This window comes from uncultured Caldilinea sp. (genome assembly GCF_937128415.1).
Taxonomy (GTDB): domain Bacteria; phylum Chloroflexota; class Anaerolineae; order Caldilineales; family Caldilineaceae; genus Caldilinea.
On record NZ_CAKZMJ010000068.1, the window covers coordinates 19,026 to 36,450 of the forward strand.

Sequence of the window (17,425 nt, forward strand, 5' to 3'; positions counted from 1 at the left end):
CCTCTCCCGCTCTCACCCTCTCCCGCTCTCACCCTCTCCCGCTCTCACCCTCTCCCGCTCTCACCCTCTCTCCCCCGCACCGCCGCCTCCGGCACATACGTCCCATCCGCCTGCAGCGCCAGTCGGCCTGGGACGGCGTAGATCGTCGCCCGTTCATTTTGAAACAACGGCGTCAGCAGCCCCTGTGCGGCCATGCTCTCGAACTTGCGCACGCCGTCGGGATGCAAATAACGCTCCAGTTGCCCGACGTAGACCAGATCGACGTGCAGCTCCTCAAGCAGCTGCAGCGTGCGTGCAATGTCGGGCGTCTGCCACAGCTCGCGATGCAGGCCATCGCGACGGCCGACGTCCTCCGGGTAGCGCTGCTCCTGTTCGTGCATCCCGCGCAGACCGCTCAGGCCGGTGTTGCTCGCCATGCGCGTCCCCCACGCTCGATAATAATCCACCTCGGCGCTCTCCAAAATCACGGCGTTGCCCTGGATGTGATTCAGCAGCCACTGCAGCGCCTCCCACTCATAGCGCAGCTCGATCACGTTGTTGAAATCCGGCCAGGAGTAACTGCCCTGCCGCATGAAGTCTAACCCGTTGAGCGTGCCCACCTCCGGTCGCCAACCGGGCATGCGCTGGTCGAGCCGCGCCGGCGTTCCCAGGATGGGATAGGCGAGGCTGGCCAGCAAAAGCAGCCCAAACGCAACCGCCCAGGCAAGCCGCGGCAAGAAAGAGCGTATTCTGGCGTATGAAGAATGAGAAGCTCTGGAGAATGGAGATGGCGTCCCCTCTTTCTCCCCTTCTTCCCCTCTCCCGCTCTCAACTTCTCCCACTCTCTCGCTCTTCCGCCCTCCATCCGGAAAAAGCGCATCGAGCAGCCGCGGGGTGGCGATGGCGGCGGCGACGCCCCAGATCACCCATGCCTGGCTGAAGAATTTGAAGAGCGTGTTCATGCGGTAATAGTCGCTGCCGTTGAGAAAGTCCTTCAAGTAGAAGACCTGTGTGCCCGCCAGGATCGCCAGGCCGGTCGCTGTGAGCACGGCGGCGAGGGCGGCGCCGGGGTCGGTTGTACGCGCGCTGCGCCACAGCACCGCGGTCGCCAGCCCCAGCCAGGCAAGGCAAAGTGCCAGCACGCTCCAACCCGCCAGCCAGGCGACGACCGCCAGCGCCAGACTCGCAGGGATCAGCGCCAGGAAGAGCAGATAGAAAAAGCCCGGCGTTCGCACCAGCCGATTGTGGAGATAGAGCGCGCGTGGCAAAAAGTCGAAACGTCGCAAGAAAAGATTGACTGCGCGCTCGACCCCAGAGGGTTTGGGAAGAAAGAGCGACTGCGGTGTGGAGGCCAAGGAGCCAACGTCCGAGGGTTCGGGCGGTCTCCGGGTTTCATCGGTCAGACGCCTGCCTGCCAGATAAAACGTCCAGCTTGCCAACACAAACAGGAAAAATCCCCAGATGAGCAGCCACTTCCCCAAAGGATCGGGCGCTTTCACCAGCCCGACGCCCGACGCGCCGACGTTGACGTAGTTCAGGAAAAAGGGTGCAAAGATTAGATACGCGCCGCCGGCGTAGAACACGGCGGCCAACAGCGTCGCCGGCCAGTCAATGCGCCCTCGGCCGCGGAACTGGCTGACCAGGAAGGTCAGCACGCCCAGGCCGAAGTAGGTCGGCAGCTCCCACAGGTTGACGCTGGCCAGCGCGCCTAGTAGCAATGCAAAGAGCGCCGCCAGCGCCAGCCCGCTCCGCCACGAGCGTCGCCAGTCAACTGCGCCTTGCTTCAACAGCGCCAACGCCAGCGCCAGGAACATCCCAGACAGCGGAATGCCGATCAGATGGGGGTGCAGATCGGCGAAAAGGAAGCTCCAGAAAGGGAACTCGTTGATTGTGGCGTCGATCACGCGGCTCGGCCCCCAGAAATCATAGGGAGGCATCTGCGCGGCGCCGCTCAGCACCAGATGCAGCCCCCCGACTGCGGCGACAATTTCAGAGAGCCCCCCGAAAGCCGACTGGAAATTCGACGATGGGTTCAGCCGCGCCAGGTTGCGCACCACCTGGGCAAAACCATCCAGGTTGCCGAGGATCGTCACGTAGAGCGGCGCCAGCAACGCCGCGCCCAGGCCAACCCGCCAGGACAGGAAAGACTGCCCTGGCTCCGTTTTCCAGGCTTTTTCCACAGCCGAATACGCCACTGCAAAGACGTTGACCACCGTCAACGCAAAAAGCGTCGGAATCGCCAGGTTGAAGGCGACCTCGGCGTAAATGCCCGTCAACTTAATCAGATAGGCGACCAGGTAGAGGCCGAAATAGTAATAATTGATCACGCCGCCTGCAAAGTGCGGGTTGACGGGCGGGAAGGTCGGGCTGCGCAGGATGCCGTTGAGGAAAGCGAACTCCATCTGCTTCTCGCCGCCGAACCAGGGCTGCCAGAGGTCGGGGTTCTGCAGTCGCACCCAGACGAAGCCCAGGAAGGCTGCAGCGAAAAGAAGCTCGCCCATCGCCATCAAAGGCCAGTTGGCGCGGATAAAAGCGACCATCGCTTTGCGCCGCCGATACGCAATCCCTCCGCCTAAGAGCGCCAACAGCGCCACCGACAACCACGCAAACGCCACCGTGTTGCGCAGGAGCCCGAGCGAGGTGAGCATCCATAGCAGCCAGCCGGCGAGTAGCCAGCCAAAGGTGCGGCTTAAGAAAAAGCCGGCGTCGCGCAGCGGACGCAACAGGCCAAACAGCAGCGGCCACGCCAGCCAGCCGAGCAACGTCAGCACAGCCCACCACCAGGCGACGGCCAGCGGCGTGCTCTCGCTGGCGACGCCGTTCCAGCGATAATTGTCGACGAGCGGCAGTTCCTGGATCGGTCGGTCAAACATCAGGGACGGGCGTTTGTCCGGCGGTGGAAGCGCCGGCGCCGATTGCTCGACGCCCAACAGGCCGATAATGCGATTGAGCAGCCCGCGCTGCTCGCTCCCCGGCTGGCTGCCCAACCCCATCCACTCTAGCAGCGGACTGAGCGGCGAATCCTTGCCTCGATAGTAGGGGATCGCTCGCTCCCAACTGCGGTCGAAGATGGCGTCGAATTCGGCGTCGCTGAGGTCGCGCACCTTGCGGAAGATCGTGACCTGCGGGTGGTCGTAGAGGCTGAAACTTTCGTCGGCGTGACGGTCGTCGAAGACAAAGCCGAACAGCTGCGGCGGCGACGTCACCTCTTTTGCCAGCTCGAAGCCGAGACGGCCGTCCCACATCGCCTGGTAGTAGAGGTTGGTCATCGGGTAGCGCTCGGGCAGCTCGTCCACGCTGTCGTAGATGCGCTTGGAGCTGTAAACGACAAAGTCCGCCTCGCGCAACTTCTGCTTCAGGATAGCGTATTTGTCGGCGGTGTCCTCCTCGTAGGGGCTCCAGTCGATGTTGATGAGGCCGCGGGAATGCATGTCCATGCCCGGCTCATCGGGGATCGTCTTCGGCAGCGGGTCATCCCACAATTCCCACAGGATCACCGAGCCGGGCGGTGCGTTTTCGTAAATCCAGCGGCTGGCCGTGATCCAGGTGTGCTCCCGGTTGTAGACGCCGTTCACATAAGCCAGCGACCAGAAGAGGCCGCCGATGAGGCCCAGCGTCGCCAGCGCAGCGGCAATGAAACGGAGGAGAGAGCGGGAGAACGGGAGAACGGGCGCTTTTTGCGTCTCTGGGTGCGTCGGCTGTTGCTCGACGCCTTTCGCTCCCGCTCGCCACAACGCTGCAATCATCCACGCCGCCCATAGCAACACGAAAGGCAGCACCGGGCTCATGTAGCGGTTGAATTTGGCGAGAAACGCGCCTGTGATGGCGAAGTAAGGGAAGACCCAGCTCCACACCACCAGATTGGCGAGCTGGGCGTCGTTCACCCGGCGCAGCCTGGGCATGGCAAAGAGCGCGCGCAGCGCCTCCCAGGCCGCGTAGGCGCTCCCGAGCAATGCAACGACGCCGAGCGGCCAGCCCAGCCCCCAACGCACCTGCTGCTCGATGAAGTAGATGTAGGGCAGCGTGTTGCGATATTGCCGCGTGAAAGGAAAATCCGCCACCCCGCGCACCATCATGCCCTGCTCCACCAACACGGCGCGGCTGAAGGTTTCCCAGTCCAGAATGGCGTAGGGGCTGGTGATGAAGAAGGCGACGAAGGCCGTCAGCCAGGCGACGGCGGCGCCGAGGATGGCGATAAAGGGTGCGCGTCCGTCGAGCGGGCGCCCTGCCAGGCGACTGTTCTGCATCTCGCGCCAGGCAATCAACAGCGCGGCGACGAGAGGGACGGCCAACACCGGCAGCGCGCTGAACTTCGACGCAATCGCCAGTCCACAGCCAAGGCCGGTGATCCACGCTGCGCTTAGGCGGCGGGTGGCGACCATGCTCACGCCGCCCAGCACGGCCAACACTGTGAAGGTGGTGCTGGCCGGGTCCATGGCGAAGAAATGGCTGAGCTGGATGGCCTGCACGGTGAACGCGTAGAAGGCGGCGGCCAGCAGCCCCGCCCCGCGGCCTGCCATGCGCGCCGCCAGCAGATAGAGCAGAAAAATCGTCAGCGTATCGAAAAGCGCTATCGTCAGCCGCCCGGCTACGGCGATGGCGTCGCAGGCGGCGTCGGCGCGTCGCATCAGGCTGACCGTCTCGTCCGGCGCGCCGAGCGCCTCGGCCAGCGGCGCCAGATGATGAAAGAGGTCGCCCATCAGCACGCCGACGTACAGCGGGAAGTGACCGTAGGTGAAGCTGCGCGGGCGCTGTTGGGAAAGATCCCACAGCGGATTCATCGGGCTGCGTTTGGGATCCCAGAACTGTTCCCAGCTCGCAGGCAGCGCGATTGTCGTCGCATAAAAACATGCAGTGCTGCGTTCGTCCGGATGGCTGCCGATGCCGCGGTCGAAGTTGATGTTCCACACGCGCAGCGTGAAGCCGCTGATGAGAATGACCAGCAACAGTGGAACGACGAGACGATTGGAGCGGGGGCGGCCATGGGCGTTCGGCGCGCCAGAGACAAACTCAAGGTGAGGCGGATTCGTGGTCATCGATGTCCAGTCGCACGATTTTATTGTGGAACGGGCGGATAATTCGGCACCACCCAGGTGATCGAGCTGGTCGGCGGGGGTGGCCACAGCAGATAGACGTCCACCCAACGGCGCCAGGGCACATAATTTGCAACGTCGTAGGCCAGGTCGATGCGTCGCGCGATGATGCCTCCGCCGGTGTCCAGCGCGTCGGCGACGCCGTACCCCGGCACATAGACTTGCGACCGCAGCGGAATGATGCGCGGATCGACCGCTACGATGCCCTCGCGCAGAACGTCGCCGGTGCGCGTGCGGTTCCCACCCGCCGATGCGGCGTTGTAGCTCGTCGCCAGCATGCGAATCTTGCGCCAGTAGGTGATCACAGTGCCGTCGGGCATGGTCTCCGTGCGCGGCTCGATCTTCTGCCCATAGGCGATGCGTCGATTGGCCGGCGCCTGCGCCACCCAGCGATCCTCCATCACCTTGCTCACCATTTCGCCGTTCTCATAGCGAACGCGGTAACGAGTGCGGGTGATGCCTGGAGCGCCCTGCACAAGCACCTCTTGCGTGTCGATGGGCAGATTGGGATCGGGCACAAAGACCGTTTCAAAGGGCGCTATCTCCTCCTCGACAATCACATCCTCGCTGACGCGGGTGACGACAATTTTCATGTCGTTGTAGAGCTTTGTATCCAGCGCCGGCTCGACGCGATCGGCGCCGGTGAGCACAATGCCCATGTCGCTCAGCGCGTCGGCCACCGTCTGGCCTTGCGTACGCGTCTTGAAGAGCCGGCCATCCACCTGCACGGAGACCGGCGTGCTGCGCTGGATGTAAACGTCCAGATTGGCGGTGACGGCGCTCCCCAGGCTGGGTAGAATGCGGTCGCCCAGGTAAAGCGTCACGCCGTTCTTGCGCAGCGCCTCGCCGATCGTCTGCGCCGTCGTTTCGATGGTGTAGCGGGCGCCGCCCTCATGCACGACGATGGGCACGGCGCGGCGCACGCGTATCTGCAGCGGCTCCACCCGGATTGCATTCCACGCAAAGCCCTGGTCGTATGTGAGCGCCTCTTGTTCTACGGCGAGCGGCGGCAAGGGCTGGTCGGCGTCCCACGGTTGACCATTGATCAGCACCTCATCGTGCGTTTCAAGCGTAACGCCGGCGTCGGCGAGCGCCTGACGAGGAGTCCGCCCCCAACTGTGGGCGACAAAGTCTCGGCCATCCGCCAGAATGCGCAATGGCCGCGCCCGCTCGACCGAAATCACCATATCCCGTTCCACCGCGCTGGAGGGAGCGGGCGCAATGCGGTCGTGTGGATTCGGGTGCAAGCCCAGGTCGAGCAGGAGTGCATCTACCGTGACGCGATGGGTGTAAATCGTCTCCTCGAAGCCATCGACGCTGACATAAACCGGCTTCACCGTCAGCCAATAAAGCGTAGTCAACCCAACGCCAACGATCAAAACGCCGACGAGCACGCGCAGTCGAACATTGCTTCTCGCTGCTTGCATTGCATCAAAACGCTTCATCGTTACAGACGCCATTGCGCCATTGTAATCAATTCGGTTTGTGAACGCCAAACGATCTACAAGTGAAGATGTGTCAGAGATTGATGTATACTGAATGCCCGTGAACATGACAACTTTCTGGCGTCGCCTTCTGTTGTTGACCGGTCTACTGGCGGGATTTGCTTTGCGCCTGCATCGTCTCGGTGCAGAATCGCTGTGGTATGACGAGACGGTGAGCGTCTATCTGGCGCGTAAGCCTGTCGCTGAAATGATCGCCCATACAGCTCGCGACATTCACCCGCCGGGATACTACCTCCTCCTGCACCTCTGGCAGCGCCTGACGGCGCCGTCGCTGGCGCATGGCCTGGAATTTCTCTTCGCCTGGCCCAGCCTGATGGCCGGAATGCTGGTGATGGCGTTGACCTATGCGCTGGCGCGTCGCCTTTTTGATGCACCGACGGCGTTGATGGCCCTCTGGTTGGCGACGTTCAACCCCTTTCAACTCTGGTATAGTCAAGAAGTGCGCATGTACACCGTCGGCGCGTCGCTTGCGTTGCTCTGTCTATGGGCGGCGCTGCGCTTCGTCGAGAGAGCGGGCGCCATGCGTTGGTTGCTCGTCTACGCCCTGACGGCGGCGTTGGGCATGTACACGCTCTACTACTTCGCCTTCTGGCTGGTCGGCGTCAATCTGGTTATTTTCTGGCTGCTTTGGCGTTCGGGGGATGGACAAAGAGGAAGCCGCCTCGCGGCATGGATCGGCGCCCAGGTCGCTGCGCTGTTGCTCTTTTCGCCCTGGCTGCCCGTCTTTGTGCGGCAGACGATAGAGCCGCCGGTGCCGCCCTGGCGCACGCCGTGGACTTCGCTTTCGGCGTTTCTGGAGTCGTTGGCCGAAACGCTGGCTGCCTTCGTCGTCGGGCAATCGCCGCCGGGGCGGACGGTTTGGCCTTGGGCGGCGGGAGTCGTTGCGCTGCTCCTCGCCGCTGCGACGCTGACGCCTCGACAAAGTGCAAAACAGCGCAGGGGATTCGCAGTTGTCGCCGCCGTTGTCTTTTTGCCGATCCTTCAGATTTATGCACTCACCGCAGCGGCGACGCCGATCTATCATGTCCGTTACATGTTTCTGTACGCTCCACTCTTCCTGACAATTCCGGCGTTTTTGTTACTTTGGCTGGGACGTCGCCGATGGTGGCTTGGGTTGCTCGGGTTGGTCGGATGGCAGGCGGCGGCGCTGGCCGGCGCCCTTGCATTTTGGAGCGATCCGCTCTATCGAGCGGATGACCATCGCGGCGCTGTGGCTGCCCTTGCAGCGCAGTGGCGCCCCGGAGATTCGATTTTAATCAACGCCGGTTGGGCGTATCCAATTCTGTTGACGTATTGGCCGGATGCAGTTTTTGGCGTTGAGGGAAGCATTCCTTTGGATTCAAGTGATTTGATTGCTATTTATGACTATGCGAAATTTAATACGCCTACCTTCCTTCGACCCACTACGGTGCGCACCGGCAGCGTGGACGGTCCACCTGGCCTCGGCTGGGGAGACCCGACCAGCGATTTTTTCGCCATTTCCGCCGCAGAGACGCAAACAGCGCTCGCAGCGCTTGCCTCCGCCAGCCAACGCATCTGGCACTATCGTCTTTACGACACGGTCAGCGATCCCAAGGGCGTGATCCGGCGGTGGCTGGACGAACATTCGCTGCTGCTCACCGAAACGCCCATCCCCGGACGAGATTTTGGCCTCGTGCAGCTCTTCGCTACAAAGAATTTCTTGCAAAGCTCCAATTCGCCTGATGAAGCGCCGCCCCCCGCCTCCACCTTTTGTTTTGAGGAGATGCTCTGCTTGCTTGACTATGCGAAAGTTGCGGAGGGCGAAAGCGGAGCGTTTCTTTACCTTGCAACTCGCTGGCGAACGCGCGTCGAACCCCTTCCCGCGCTCGCCGTCAGCCTCCGCCTCTACGACCGCTACGGCAGGCTCGCCGCCCAGGCCGACGCGCCCTTCTTGCCTTCCACCACCGCCTGGCGCGCCGGCGAAATCTGGAGCCAGCCGCTCGCCCTGCCGGTCGCCGTGAGCACAAAGCCCGGCTCCTACTCGTTGGAGATGGTGGTTTATCGCCATGACACCGGCGAAGCGCTGTCGCTCTCGCCCGCCGCGCCTTCGGTCGACGGCCAGCGCCTTCAACTGAGCGCGGTGACGCTGAAGCCCTCAAGCCGAATTCCGGTCTTGCCGGAGCCGCTCGCCTCCTTTGACTACATCGACCTGCTCGAGGCCCGCTTTGACCGCCCTCTCCTTCGCCCCGAAGAGACGCTGCGTGCGACATTCTTCTGGCGGCCGCGCCCCAGCGCGTACCGGGACAACTATCAGGTTGCGCTGCGCCTGTTCGATGAGGCGGGCGAGCACGTACAGGAATGGCGCTTCCCGCTCGGCGGCGAGGAGTATCCCAGCGGCCTCTGGCCGGCGCAGCTTCCGGTGCGCGACGACTATGACCTGCCTATATCCGACGCCCTGGCGCCGGGCCGATACACGCTCACCGTTGCGCTGCATCGAGCCTCCGACGATCTGCAGATTCATGCACGGCGGGGCTGGACGCCGTTGCAGCGGGTTGAGATCGGAGAAGTGGAGGTTGCGTCAGGCGAATGAAGTTTGGCGCAGTGCAAGGTCGATCGTATACTGAAGTGATGAGATCGAAATCGTTGCGCTTGCGTTGCAGAAGGTGGAGCAAAGAAGCGATGGTAGCGGCCCTCGGCCTCGCGCTTGCGCTAATGCTGGTTGCCCCCGCGTCGGCCAATCATCCCTGCGACCCGCCCAACGTCATCCCGCCGGAAGTCTGCAACATGGACATCTTCACCGGCGAGCGACCGATGCAGCTGCCGCTGGGATGGAACGCGTTCGTGATCTACGGCAACCCAGAGTTCATCCAGGATCAACACACTTTTTTCGGCGGCTACAACCTCACCATCGCCAGCACCAGCCCTTTCAAGGCAGGCATCTACACACAGGTGAAGGTGACGCCCGGCGCCGGGTACCGGGCCAGCATCTCCTGGGGGGCGCCGAACTACCCCGACCTGTTTGGCCGCCAGCTCGGCATCGACCCGACGGGCGGCACAGACCCCAACGCGCCGACCGTGATCTGGGGGCCGATGCACTGGGGCGAAGGACGCATCCTCAACTATCCGCCGCCGGATGTCAACATCGACGTGCGCGCCCGCGCGCTGGGCGACACGATCACGGTCTTCTTCCTAACCGATCATCCACAGACGGCTTCTTACGATTTGATTTTGGTCGACGCCATTGCGCTCTATCCCGACGAAAGCGCGCCCGCCGTCGAGCCGCCGCCGACCGCCACGCCGACGCCGGAGCCGACTCTCGAGCCAACGCCGGAGCCGGTCGTCGCCGCCGCCCAGATGCAGATCGCTGCAGCGCCCCCACCGACCGAGACCCCAACGGCGACGCCGACTGCAACGCCAACCGAGACGCCGACCGCAACGCCATCGGCGACGCCTTCGCCCACGCACACGCCGACGGCGACGCCCACGGCGACGTGGACGGCTCTGCCGCCCGCCACCTCCGCGCCGCTTTTCTCCGCAGCGCGGGCGCAGGTGCAGGCGGAGAAGCTGGCGCGCTCGCTGGACCCCAATCATCTGCTCTTGTTGGGAGGGTTCGGCTTTGGCGGCGCACTCTTTTTCGGCGCCTCATGGGGATGGATGCGCCAGCGCAGAAAGCACCCTCACTCCTGAAGAAGTGGGCGACTCGCGCAGCGGATGGTCGGTGTGAATGAGTCGGCGCACGCCGCTCTTGCCGCGCAACACCAGCGAATGCGTGGTGGCCCGATCGCCTGCATAGGAGACGCCCTGCAACAACATGCCGTCGGTGACCCCTGTGGCAGCGAAGAAGATCTCCTCGCCGGCAATCATATCTGCGGCTGTGTAGACGCGCTTATGGTCTCCATGCGCAGCCTGGATCGCCTCGCGCTCTTCGTCGTTGCGTGGGACAAGCCGCCCCAGCATGGCGCCGCCGAGCGCTCGCACGGCTGCGGCGGCGAGGACGCCTTCCAACGCCCCGCCGACGCCCATCAGCACATCGATGGGGCCGCCGGGCATGGCGGCGAGCAGCGCGCCCGCCACATCGCCGTCGTGATGCACCTGCACGCGCGCGCCGGCGCGGCGGATCTCCTCGATCAAGGTGTGATGGCGAGGGCGATCGAGCACGAAGACGACCAGGTCGCGCACCGCCTTCTTTTTCATGCGCGCGATCAACGCCAGCGTCCATGCGGCCGGCGCGTCCATGCACTCCGCCACCAGCGCTCGTCCCACCTCGCGATCGACGACGATCTTTTCCATATAGAGCGCAGGCGCGGGCGACCAGATAGCGCCGTGCGGCGCGGCGCAGGCGACCGAGATGGCGCCCGGCCTGCCCAGTGCGAGCAACCCTACGCCGTCCACCGAATCGACGAGGAGGTCCATCGCCGGCCCGCCTGCGCCGACGCGCTGTCGCGTCTCGCGCTGCGAATGATAGCCGGCCTTGCGCGCCTCGGTGTCCATCAAGTAGCCGTCGATCGGCAACGTGTCCAGGATTTCCATCATCGCCTGTGCAGCGGCGTCGTCGGCGCCGGCGCGATCGCCCAGGCCCACCCAACGCCCCGCCTGCAACGCCGTGTGTTCGGTCGCGCGCACCAGGTCAAACCCTAGATTGTGGACATCGACCCTTTCCGCCATCAGACAAACTCCTCAATTGCTTCCAGCAAGCCGGCCGCCTCCCACGCCACCATCCCGCCTTCCATATTGCAGACGTTTTGGTAACCGGCGGCCATCGCCATCTGCGCTGCAATCCGGCTGCGTCGACCGGTGCGACACGCCAGCACGATTGGGGTCTCTTTATCCAGGTTCAGGCGCTGTGTATCAAACTGCGAGAGAGGAATGAGTCGAGCGCCTGGGATGTGGCCGCGGCTGAATTCACGCGGCTCTCGCACATCGATCACAACCGGCGGCTGCGGACGATGCAATAAAAGCCAGAGGTCCATAGGACTGAGCGACCTGACCGTTCTATCCCGGCAGCGGGAATCTCGACATGCCAGCGCAGGCGTCAACATTTTCGGCAGGTTTTGGCATTCAAAAAAGACGCGCACCGGACACTCGTAGATGCAGACCACCGGATCGAGGACGTGATAAAAGAGATGGCTGATGGCTTTTTCTTCGGAGAGAAAATGGTCTTCGCCGAGCAAATCGACAAAGCCTGCAAGCTTCATAAACTCGTAAATCGAGGCGCGCACTTTCATGACATAGACGTCGCCGCCGCGCTCCCGGTAGGCGCGCACGATTGCCTCCAGCATGTGCAGGCCGCTGATGTCCAGATGCGTCACGTTGTGCATGCGCAGGAGAAGGTAGCGCTGGTCTGGGAAGGTCGCCATGTGACGGCGCAACGCCTCTTCCACATTGGGGGCGGCCCCAAAATAGAGGTCGCCGACAATGGAAAGCACGCCCAGCTGCGGACAGGGGTCGCGGTCGCCCCGCTCTTCAAAGTGAAGAAAATCCGGCGTAGGCGTCATATCGAGGACGCGCGGCATGCTCTTTTGCAGCACGTAGTAGGCGAGCGAGACGAGGATGCCGGTCAACACGGCGAACTCCAGCGGCAACAGCAGCGTGGCGCCCAGCGTCGCAATCATGATCCAGCCCTCAGGCCGAGACGTGCGCCAGATATGCGCCATCTGCTTGCGGTCGATCATCCCCCAGGCGATCACGATCAACACGGCGGCCAGCGCCGTGCGAGGAATATAGGCCGCCAGGGGCGCAAAAAGAAACATTGCGAGCAACACGAAGACGCCGGAAAAGACGCTCGACATTGCGGTGCGCGCCCCGGCTCGATAGTTGACCGCAGAGCGCGTGAAGGAGCCGGAGCAGGTGTAGCCGGAAAAGAAGCCGGCGGCGATGTTCGCCAGCCCCTGGCCGACGAACTCCTGGTTGCTGTTGATGCGCTGCCCCGTCAGCCCAGAAATGGCGCGGGCGATCGACATCGCCTCCACCAGACCGATGGCGGCGACGGCGAGCGCGCCAAGGGAGAGCTGACCGATCAAATGCAGATCGAAGATGGGGGGCGGCGCCAACGGCGGCAACCCGCGCGGCAATGCGCCGATCACGTGCACACCCTGCATGTCGAGCTGAAGCAGCCAGACGACGGCGCCGGCGACGACGACGCCGATCAGAGGGCCTGGCCAGGATGGCCGAAGCCGGCGCAGCGCCGCCAAAAGCACAATCACGCCGACGCCCACCATCATCGTTGGCGCATGGGCGGCGGGAAGCTGCGCCAGCGTATCTCGAAGCGTGTCCATCAGGCCAGGGCTATTGGGCACGTCGAGCCGCAGAAGGTGCTTGATCTGATTGAACATGATGAGCACGCCGGCGCCCGCTGTGAAGCCGACCACAACCGAATCCGAGACGAAGTTGACCAAGACGCCGAGACGAAAGACGCCCATCGCCAGGCGGAAGAGGCCAACCATCAGCGCCATCAAACTGGCGGCGGCCACGTAGGCGTGGCTGTCATGTCCATAGGGTAAGACGGCCAGCGTGGAGAGCACGAGCAGTGAGGCGGCGTTGGTGGGGCCGGTGTGCAAGTGCGCAGAGGAGCCCCACAGCGCGCCGACGATGGCGGCGACGATCGCCGTATACAGCCCCACGACCGGCGGCAAGTCTGCGATCAGCGCATAGGCGATCGCCTGCGGCAGCAAGATCACTGCCACCGTCAGCCCCGCGATCAAGTCGGGGCGCAGGTCGGAGCGTTGATAGGAGCGCAGAATGGCAATCGGGCGAGCAAAAGCGGCGAGGACGAAACGCCCCGTTGCAAGCAGCGGCTCATAGGGAAGCGTGGAAGAGGGCCGAACGCGCTGCCCGGCCTCCAGTTGCACCGTCGCCATAATTGGGATTGATATCGAGCGGGGTAGCCATCGGTCTACGGCTATCCTGAAACTATTCTATCGCATTTTGATGAAAATTGACACCATGGTTTCGCAGCTGGGAGGCGCTCGGCGACATCGCCTCCAGCGTCTCCAAGAGGCGTCGCGTGGCGGAGAGTCGATCCAGCCACGGTTGAACGGTGGACAGGCTCACCGTTTCACTGCCCCAGCGGCGCAGCGTCCATGCCGTGTCCTCGACAAGGCTGCGCAACCCTGCCAATGCAGCGTCAAACCGGTCGAACTCGGCGGCGCTGCGTAAAAAGGTGCGCAGCATCTGTCGCCGTTCGCCGAAGCCGTGGGGCGCTTCCGCGGCGCGACCCAGGCGACCGATGTCGCGTCGGGAAAGAAAGAGGCCGCTGTAAGCCGGCGTCAACAAAAAAGCGGCGATGGCGTCCAGGTCGGTCTGCGGGTTCGCCAGCAGACGCTCCACTCGCTGTGCAGGGGGCTCGTCGGCAGGCGTCAGGGTTAGGGCATCGCCCGCGCCGTTGAGGTGCGAGCGCGGCGTGAGGGCGATGTCCTCGTCGCGCGCTCTCTGCACGCCGAGCCGGCCGGGTTCGAGCGAACGCCTTCGCTCGGCGGCCAGGGCAAGCGTCAGCTCGGCCAGCCCGGCGTAGAACGGCTCCTCCTGGCGCTGCACCGCAGCTGTGAAAGCCGGCAGCCAACGCAGCAGGTGCCCGTCCAGAAAGTCGGCCTGAAGCTGCTGCGCCCGTGCGACCATGTCCCAACGCTCATCCTCCCACGCCTCGGCTTCCGCCTGGCACAGAAAGGCGAGCGCATCCAGCTCGTGAGCCAGGTGATCGGCAGGCTCATTCGCCTCGTCGACGACAAAGCCCATGCGCCGGTAGCCGGCGCGCACCCGGTCGGTCTCCCCTCCGCCCAACAGCCCGTCTGGGTCTAAAAAGACGCTCTGGTAGGGGAAGACGTTCATCGCGAAGAGCGTATGAAAGGCGGCCGCCGCCTCGTCTGCGTCGTAGGGCTGCGGTGCGACGGCCGCCAGGTCCGGAAGCTGCGCCGCTTCTATCACGAGGGCAGGCGTCAGTCCGTGGCGATAGAGCCGGGCGAATAGATCGAACGCTTGTGCATAGGCCTGCGCAGCCTGATGGGGCGTGAACATGGGTCATTGACCTGCCTTAGCGATGACGGGTTGCTCAACCTCATGGCCGCCTTGGCCGTTGCGGCTGATAGCGACCTTGGGCAGTTTATAGTAAGCCGCCTGTGGCTTGAGCGGCCGCTTGAGCCACAACGGTCTACGGTTGCCGTCGGGGCTGAAGCGGTTGGCCGGCCGCGTCAACGCCAGCCATTCCCGGTAGACCTGCATCGAGCGGTTGGTGTCCACCCACACATCGCCGTGGCGGTCGCCTGGATCGGCCTTGCGCACGTTGACCGCCTTCTGCAGCCAGCAGTGTGCGCCGCTCAGCGGGTCGGGATGCACGGCGTGGGTGAGGTTCTGGTGCACGCCCACGTCCTCCCACCAGATGCGCTCGGTGTCGGGGTCGAAGCTCTTCCAGGGCCGCGCGCCGTGGATGTAATTGAGCTTAAAGCGCCCTTCCTCGTCCTCCTCCAGCCGAGCCAGTGCGGACATGCCGGGGTTGACTCCGAGGTCCTCCTGCAAGCGCCAGCGGCCCAGGTGATGGCTCATGGCGATCACGCCCGGCTTGATGCCCTCGGTCACCCACACGGTGTCCACGAAATAGCCGATCTCGGTGGTGACGCGCACGAGGTCGCCCGTCTTGACGCCGATGCGCTCGGCGTCGCTGGGGTGCATCCAGACGGGGTTCTTGTGGCTGATCTCGTAGAGCCACTTGGCGTTGGCGCTGCGCGTGTGGATCAGCGTCGGCAGGCGGAAGTTGGGCAGCAGCACCATCTCCCCTTTTTGCACATCGATATTATCCGGATGGACATGACTTTTGAGCGGCCAGGGGATGGTGTATTCGCGCTCCGGCCAGCCCCAGTTATAAAGTGTCTCGCTGAAGAACTCCAACTTGCCGGAGGGGGTCTCGAAGCCGACCTTGCGTTCGCCATCCACTTCGACGCCCTTGCCGGCCGGCGCCGGTTTTTCATAAGGCGTGTAATTCTCCCGCTTGACCTCGAAGACGCCGTATTTGCGCATGTACTGCAGCGGCGTCAAGCCCTCGGCTGCAGCGGCCTCGGGCAGGCCGGGCACGCTGTTCTCGAAGATCCAGCGGTAGTACTCCTCCACGGTGATGATCTCGCCGGGGCGGTAAGGGCTCTCGAACCACTTGCGCACACCCAGGGAGCCGTCGGGGTCCATGCGCGCCGACAGCTCGATCCAAAACTCGTTCTCCTCCCACACCTCGCCGGGGTTGGCCTCGTAGGTGTAGCGCACCTTGCGCCCCAGTTTTTCCATAGCCACGCGACGCACGGGCTGACGGAAGGCGATCCATTGGCCGGCGTGGGTCTCCTGGCTCATGAGGTCGTGGCGCTCGCCGCCGTGCCCCATGGGCAGCACATAGTCCGCAAACCAGGCCGACTCGCTCCAGGTGGGCGTGAGCGCCACGTGCAGCTTGATTTTGGATTCGTCGCGCAACGCCTTCAGCCACATGAAGCCGTCCGGGTTGATCCACATCGGATTGTAGACGCGCGTGAAATATACGTCGATGCTGCCGCGGCCCTCCTCCAGGAAGTGAGGCAGCAAGAAACTCATCTCGTAGTGAGCGAAGGGATATTCGATGGGGAAGTGCAGCTCGTTCCACGCCTCGGGGCCTGGCGGGCTAGCGAACGGCTTCGGGACGAACTTGTTCCATTCGTTGCCGGAGGTGCCCCCGCGCGTGCCCACGCTGCCGGTGAGCACGTTGAGGAAGAAGAGCGCCCGCGCCACCTGCCAGCCGCCCAGGTTGCCGATGCTGGCGGCGCGCCACACGTGCGCCGCCAGCCTGCCGTCGCAGTCTGCGATCCACTCGGCGGCCTGGCGAATGCGCTCCACGGGAACCTGCGCCTCCTCGGCTGCGCGCTCGAAGGTGAAGTCGCGATAGAGGGCCTTGAGCGCGCGGTCGAAGTAGACGAAGTCGTCCTCACTTAAGGGGAAAGCCAGGCCGGCGATCTCCGCCTGCAGCGCCGGGTCGCCGAGGTCGAGCTTGCCGTCGCGGATGGCGGCCAGGGTCTCCCGCCAGTTGACCCAGCGGCGCACAAAGCGCCGGTCGTAGCGGCCTGTCTGGATCAGATAATTGGCGATGGCGAGCAGCACGGTTGTTTCGCTGCCGGGCCAGGTGGGCAACCAGAGGTCGCTCATGCTGGCGGTGTTGCTCAGCCGCGGGTCCATGGTGATGAGTTTGGCGCCCGCCATCTTGCCCTCAATGATGCGTTGGGCGTGCGGGTTGAAGTAGTGGCCGGTCTCCAGGTGGCTGGAGATGAGCAAGATCACGCGCGCGTTGGCATGGTCGGGGCTGGGGCGGTCGAAGCCGCTCCACAGCGCATAGCCCAGCCGCGCGCTGGAGGAGCAGATGTTGGTGTGGCTGTTGTGACCATCCACCCCCCAGGCCACGATGCAGCGATTGGTGTAGCCGTCCTCGCCTGGCCGGCCCACGTGGTAGACAATGCCGTCGCGGCGCTTGAGGCGACTCTCGCGCATCTGACCGGCGATGTCGCTCAACGCTTCCTCCCAGGTGATGCGTTTCCACTTGCCCTCCCCGCGCTTGCCCACGCGCTTGAGCGGATAGAGAATGCGCTCCGGGTCGTAAGTTTGGTTGTGGGTGGCGGGGCCCTTGGCGCAATTGCGGCCCCGGCTGCCGGGGTGCACGGGGTTGCCCTCGAACTTCTTGACCTCCAACGTCTCTCGATCCACATAAGCCAGGAGGCCGCAGGCGCTCTCACAGTTGAAACAGACCGTTGGAATCAGCATGTAGCGCCGGGCCACGCGCTGCGGCCACAGCTTGCCATCCCATTCCACCCAGTCATCCCATTTTTCCACCGGCGGATACTGGCTCATGCGGCCATCCGGGTGGTGGACGATGGTCATGGGCGCAGGCTCCGG

8 protein-coding genes are annotated in these 17,425 nt (G+C 63.9%); 2 read left to right on the forward strand and 6 right to left on the reverse strand.

What is annotated here, in order from left to right; translation table 11 throughout:
- Positions 1-44 precede the first annotated feature (44 nt).
- On the reverse strand, positions 45-5,015 hold the full coding sequence (locus Q0367_RS12405; RefSeq protein ID WP_298982565.1) for a DUF2298 domain-containing protein: 4,971 nt from the start codon (positions 5,013-5,015) through the stop codon (positions 45-47).
- A 20-nt stretch (positions 5,016-5,035) separates the two neighbouring features.
- Positions 5,036-6,499, reverse strand: coding sequence for a ubiquitin-like domain-containing protein (locus Q0367_RS12410; protein WP_298982566.1), 1,464 nt, complete (start codon positions 6,497-6,499; stop codon positions 5,036-5,038).
- Between the two features lie 124 nt (positions 6,500-6,623).
- Between Q0367_RS12410 and Q0367_RS12415 the strand changes: the two genes are divergently transcribed.
- Both Q0367_RS12415 and Q0367_RS12420 read left to right on the forward strand, forming a co-directional pair.
- Positions 6,624-9,128 (forward strand): glycosyltransferase family 39 protein, encoded by a 2,505-nt coding sequence (locus tag Q0367_RS12415; RefSeq protein WP_298982719.1) that lies wholly within the window; start codon positions 6,624-6,626, stop codon positions 9,126-9,128.
- Between the two features lie 89 nt (positions 9,129-9,217).
- Positions 9,218-10,225: a hypothetical protein gene (locus tag Q0367_RS12420; RefSeq protein WP_298982567.1), complete on the forward strand. Its 1,008-nt coding sequence runs from the start codon at positions 9,218-9,220 to the stop codon at positions 10,223-10,225.
- On the opposite strand, the gene Q0367_RS12425 is transcribed toward Q0367_RS12420, so the two are convergent.
- From Q0367_RS12425 to Q0367_RS12440, 4 genes are read right to left on the reverse strand one after another with little or no spacing between them, the layout of a single operon-like run.
- On the reverse strand, positions 10,181-11,203 hold the full coding sequence (locus Q0367_RS12425; RefSeq protein ID WP_298982568.1) for a fructose-bisphosphatase class II family protein: 1,023 nt from the start codon (positions 11,201-11,203) through the stop codon (positions 10,181-10,183). The two genes, Q0367_RS12420 and Q0367_RS12425, sit on opposite strands and share 45 nt — an antisense overlap.
- Positions 11,203-13,395: a sulfate permease gene (sulP, locus tag Q0367_RS12430; protein ID WP_298982570.1), complete on the reverse strand. Its 2,193-nt coding sequence runs from the start codon at positions 13,393-13,395 to the stop codon at positions 11,203-11,205. The genes Q0367_RS12425 and sulP overlap by 1 nt, the downstream gene beginning before the upstream one ends.
- Before the next feature lie 52 nt (positions 13,396-13,447).
- Entirely contained in the window at positions 13,448-14,548 is a 1,101-nt protein-coding gene (locus tag Q0367_RS12435) for a molecular chaperone (protein WP_298982571.1), read from the reverse strand.
- A gap of 3 nt (positions 14,549-14,551) precedes the next feature.
- Positions 14,552-17,410 carry a molybdopterin-dependent oxidoreductase gene (locus tag Q0367_RS12440; RefSeq protein ID WP_363325867.1) on the reverse strand — a complete coding sequence of 953 codons (2,859 nt, stop codon included), beginning with the start codon at positions 17,408-17,410 and terminating at the stop codon, positions 14,552-14,554.
- Positions 17,411-17,425 lie beyond the last annotated feature (15 nt).

Bases quoted from the DNA above. Each gene is read 5' to 3' on its own strand.
- Q0367_RS12405 (WP_298982565.1), bottom strand. From the start codon at position 5,015: ATGACCACGAATCCGCCTCACCTTGAGTTTGTCTCTGGCGCGCCGAAC.
- Q0367_RS12425 (WP_298982568.1), bottom strand. From the start codon at position 11,203: ATGGCGGAAAGGGTCGATGTCCACAATCTAGGGTTTGACCTGGTGCGC.
- sulP (WP_298982570.1), bottom strand. From the start codon at position 13,395: ATGGCGACGGTGCAACTGGAGGCCGGGCAGCGCGTTCGGCCCTCTTCC.
- Q0367_RS12415 (WP_298982719.1), top strand. From the start codon at position 6,624: ATGACAACTTTCTGGCGTCGCCTTCTGTTGTTGACCGGTCTACTGGCG.
- Q0367_RS12420 (WP_298982567.1), top strand. From the start codon at position 9,218: ATGGTAGCGGCCCTCGGCCTCGCGCTTGCGCTAATGCTGGTTGCCCCC.
- Q0367_RS12440 (WP_363325867.1), bottom strand. From the start codon at position 17,410: ATGACCATCGTCCACCACCCGGATGGCCGCATGAGCCAGTATCCGCCG.
- Q0367_RS12410 (WP_298982566.1), bottom strand. From the start codon at position 6,499: ATGCAAGCAGCGAGAAGCAATGTTCGACTGCGCGTGCTCGTCGGCGTT.
- Q0367_RS12435 (WP_298982571.1), bottom strand. From the start codon at position 14,548: ATGTTCACGCCCCATCAGGCTGCGCAGGCCTATGCACAAGCGTTCGAT.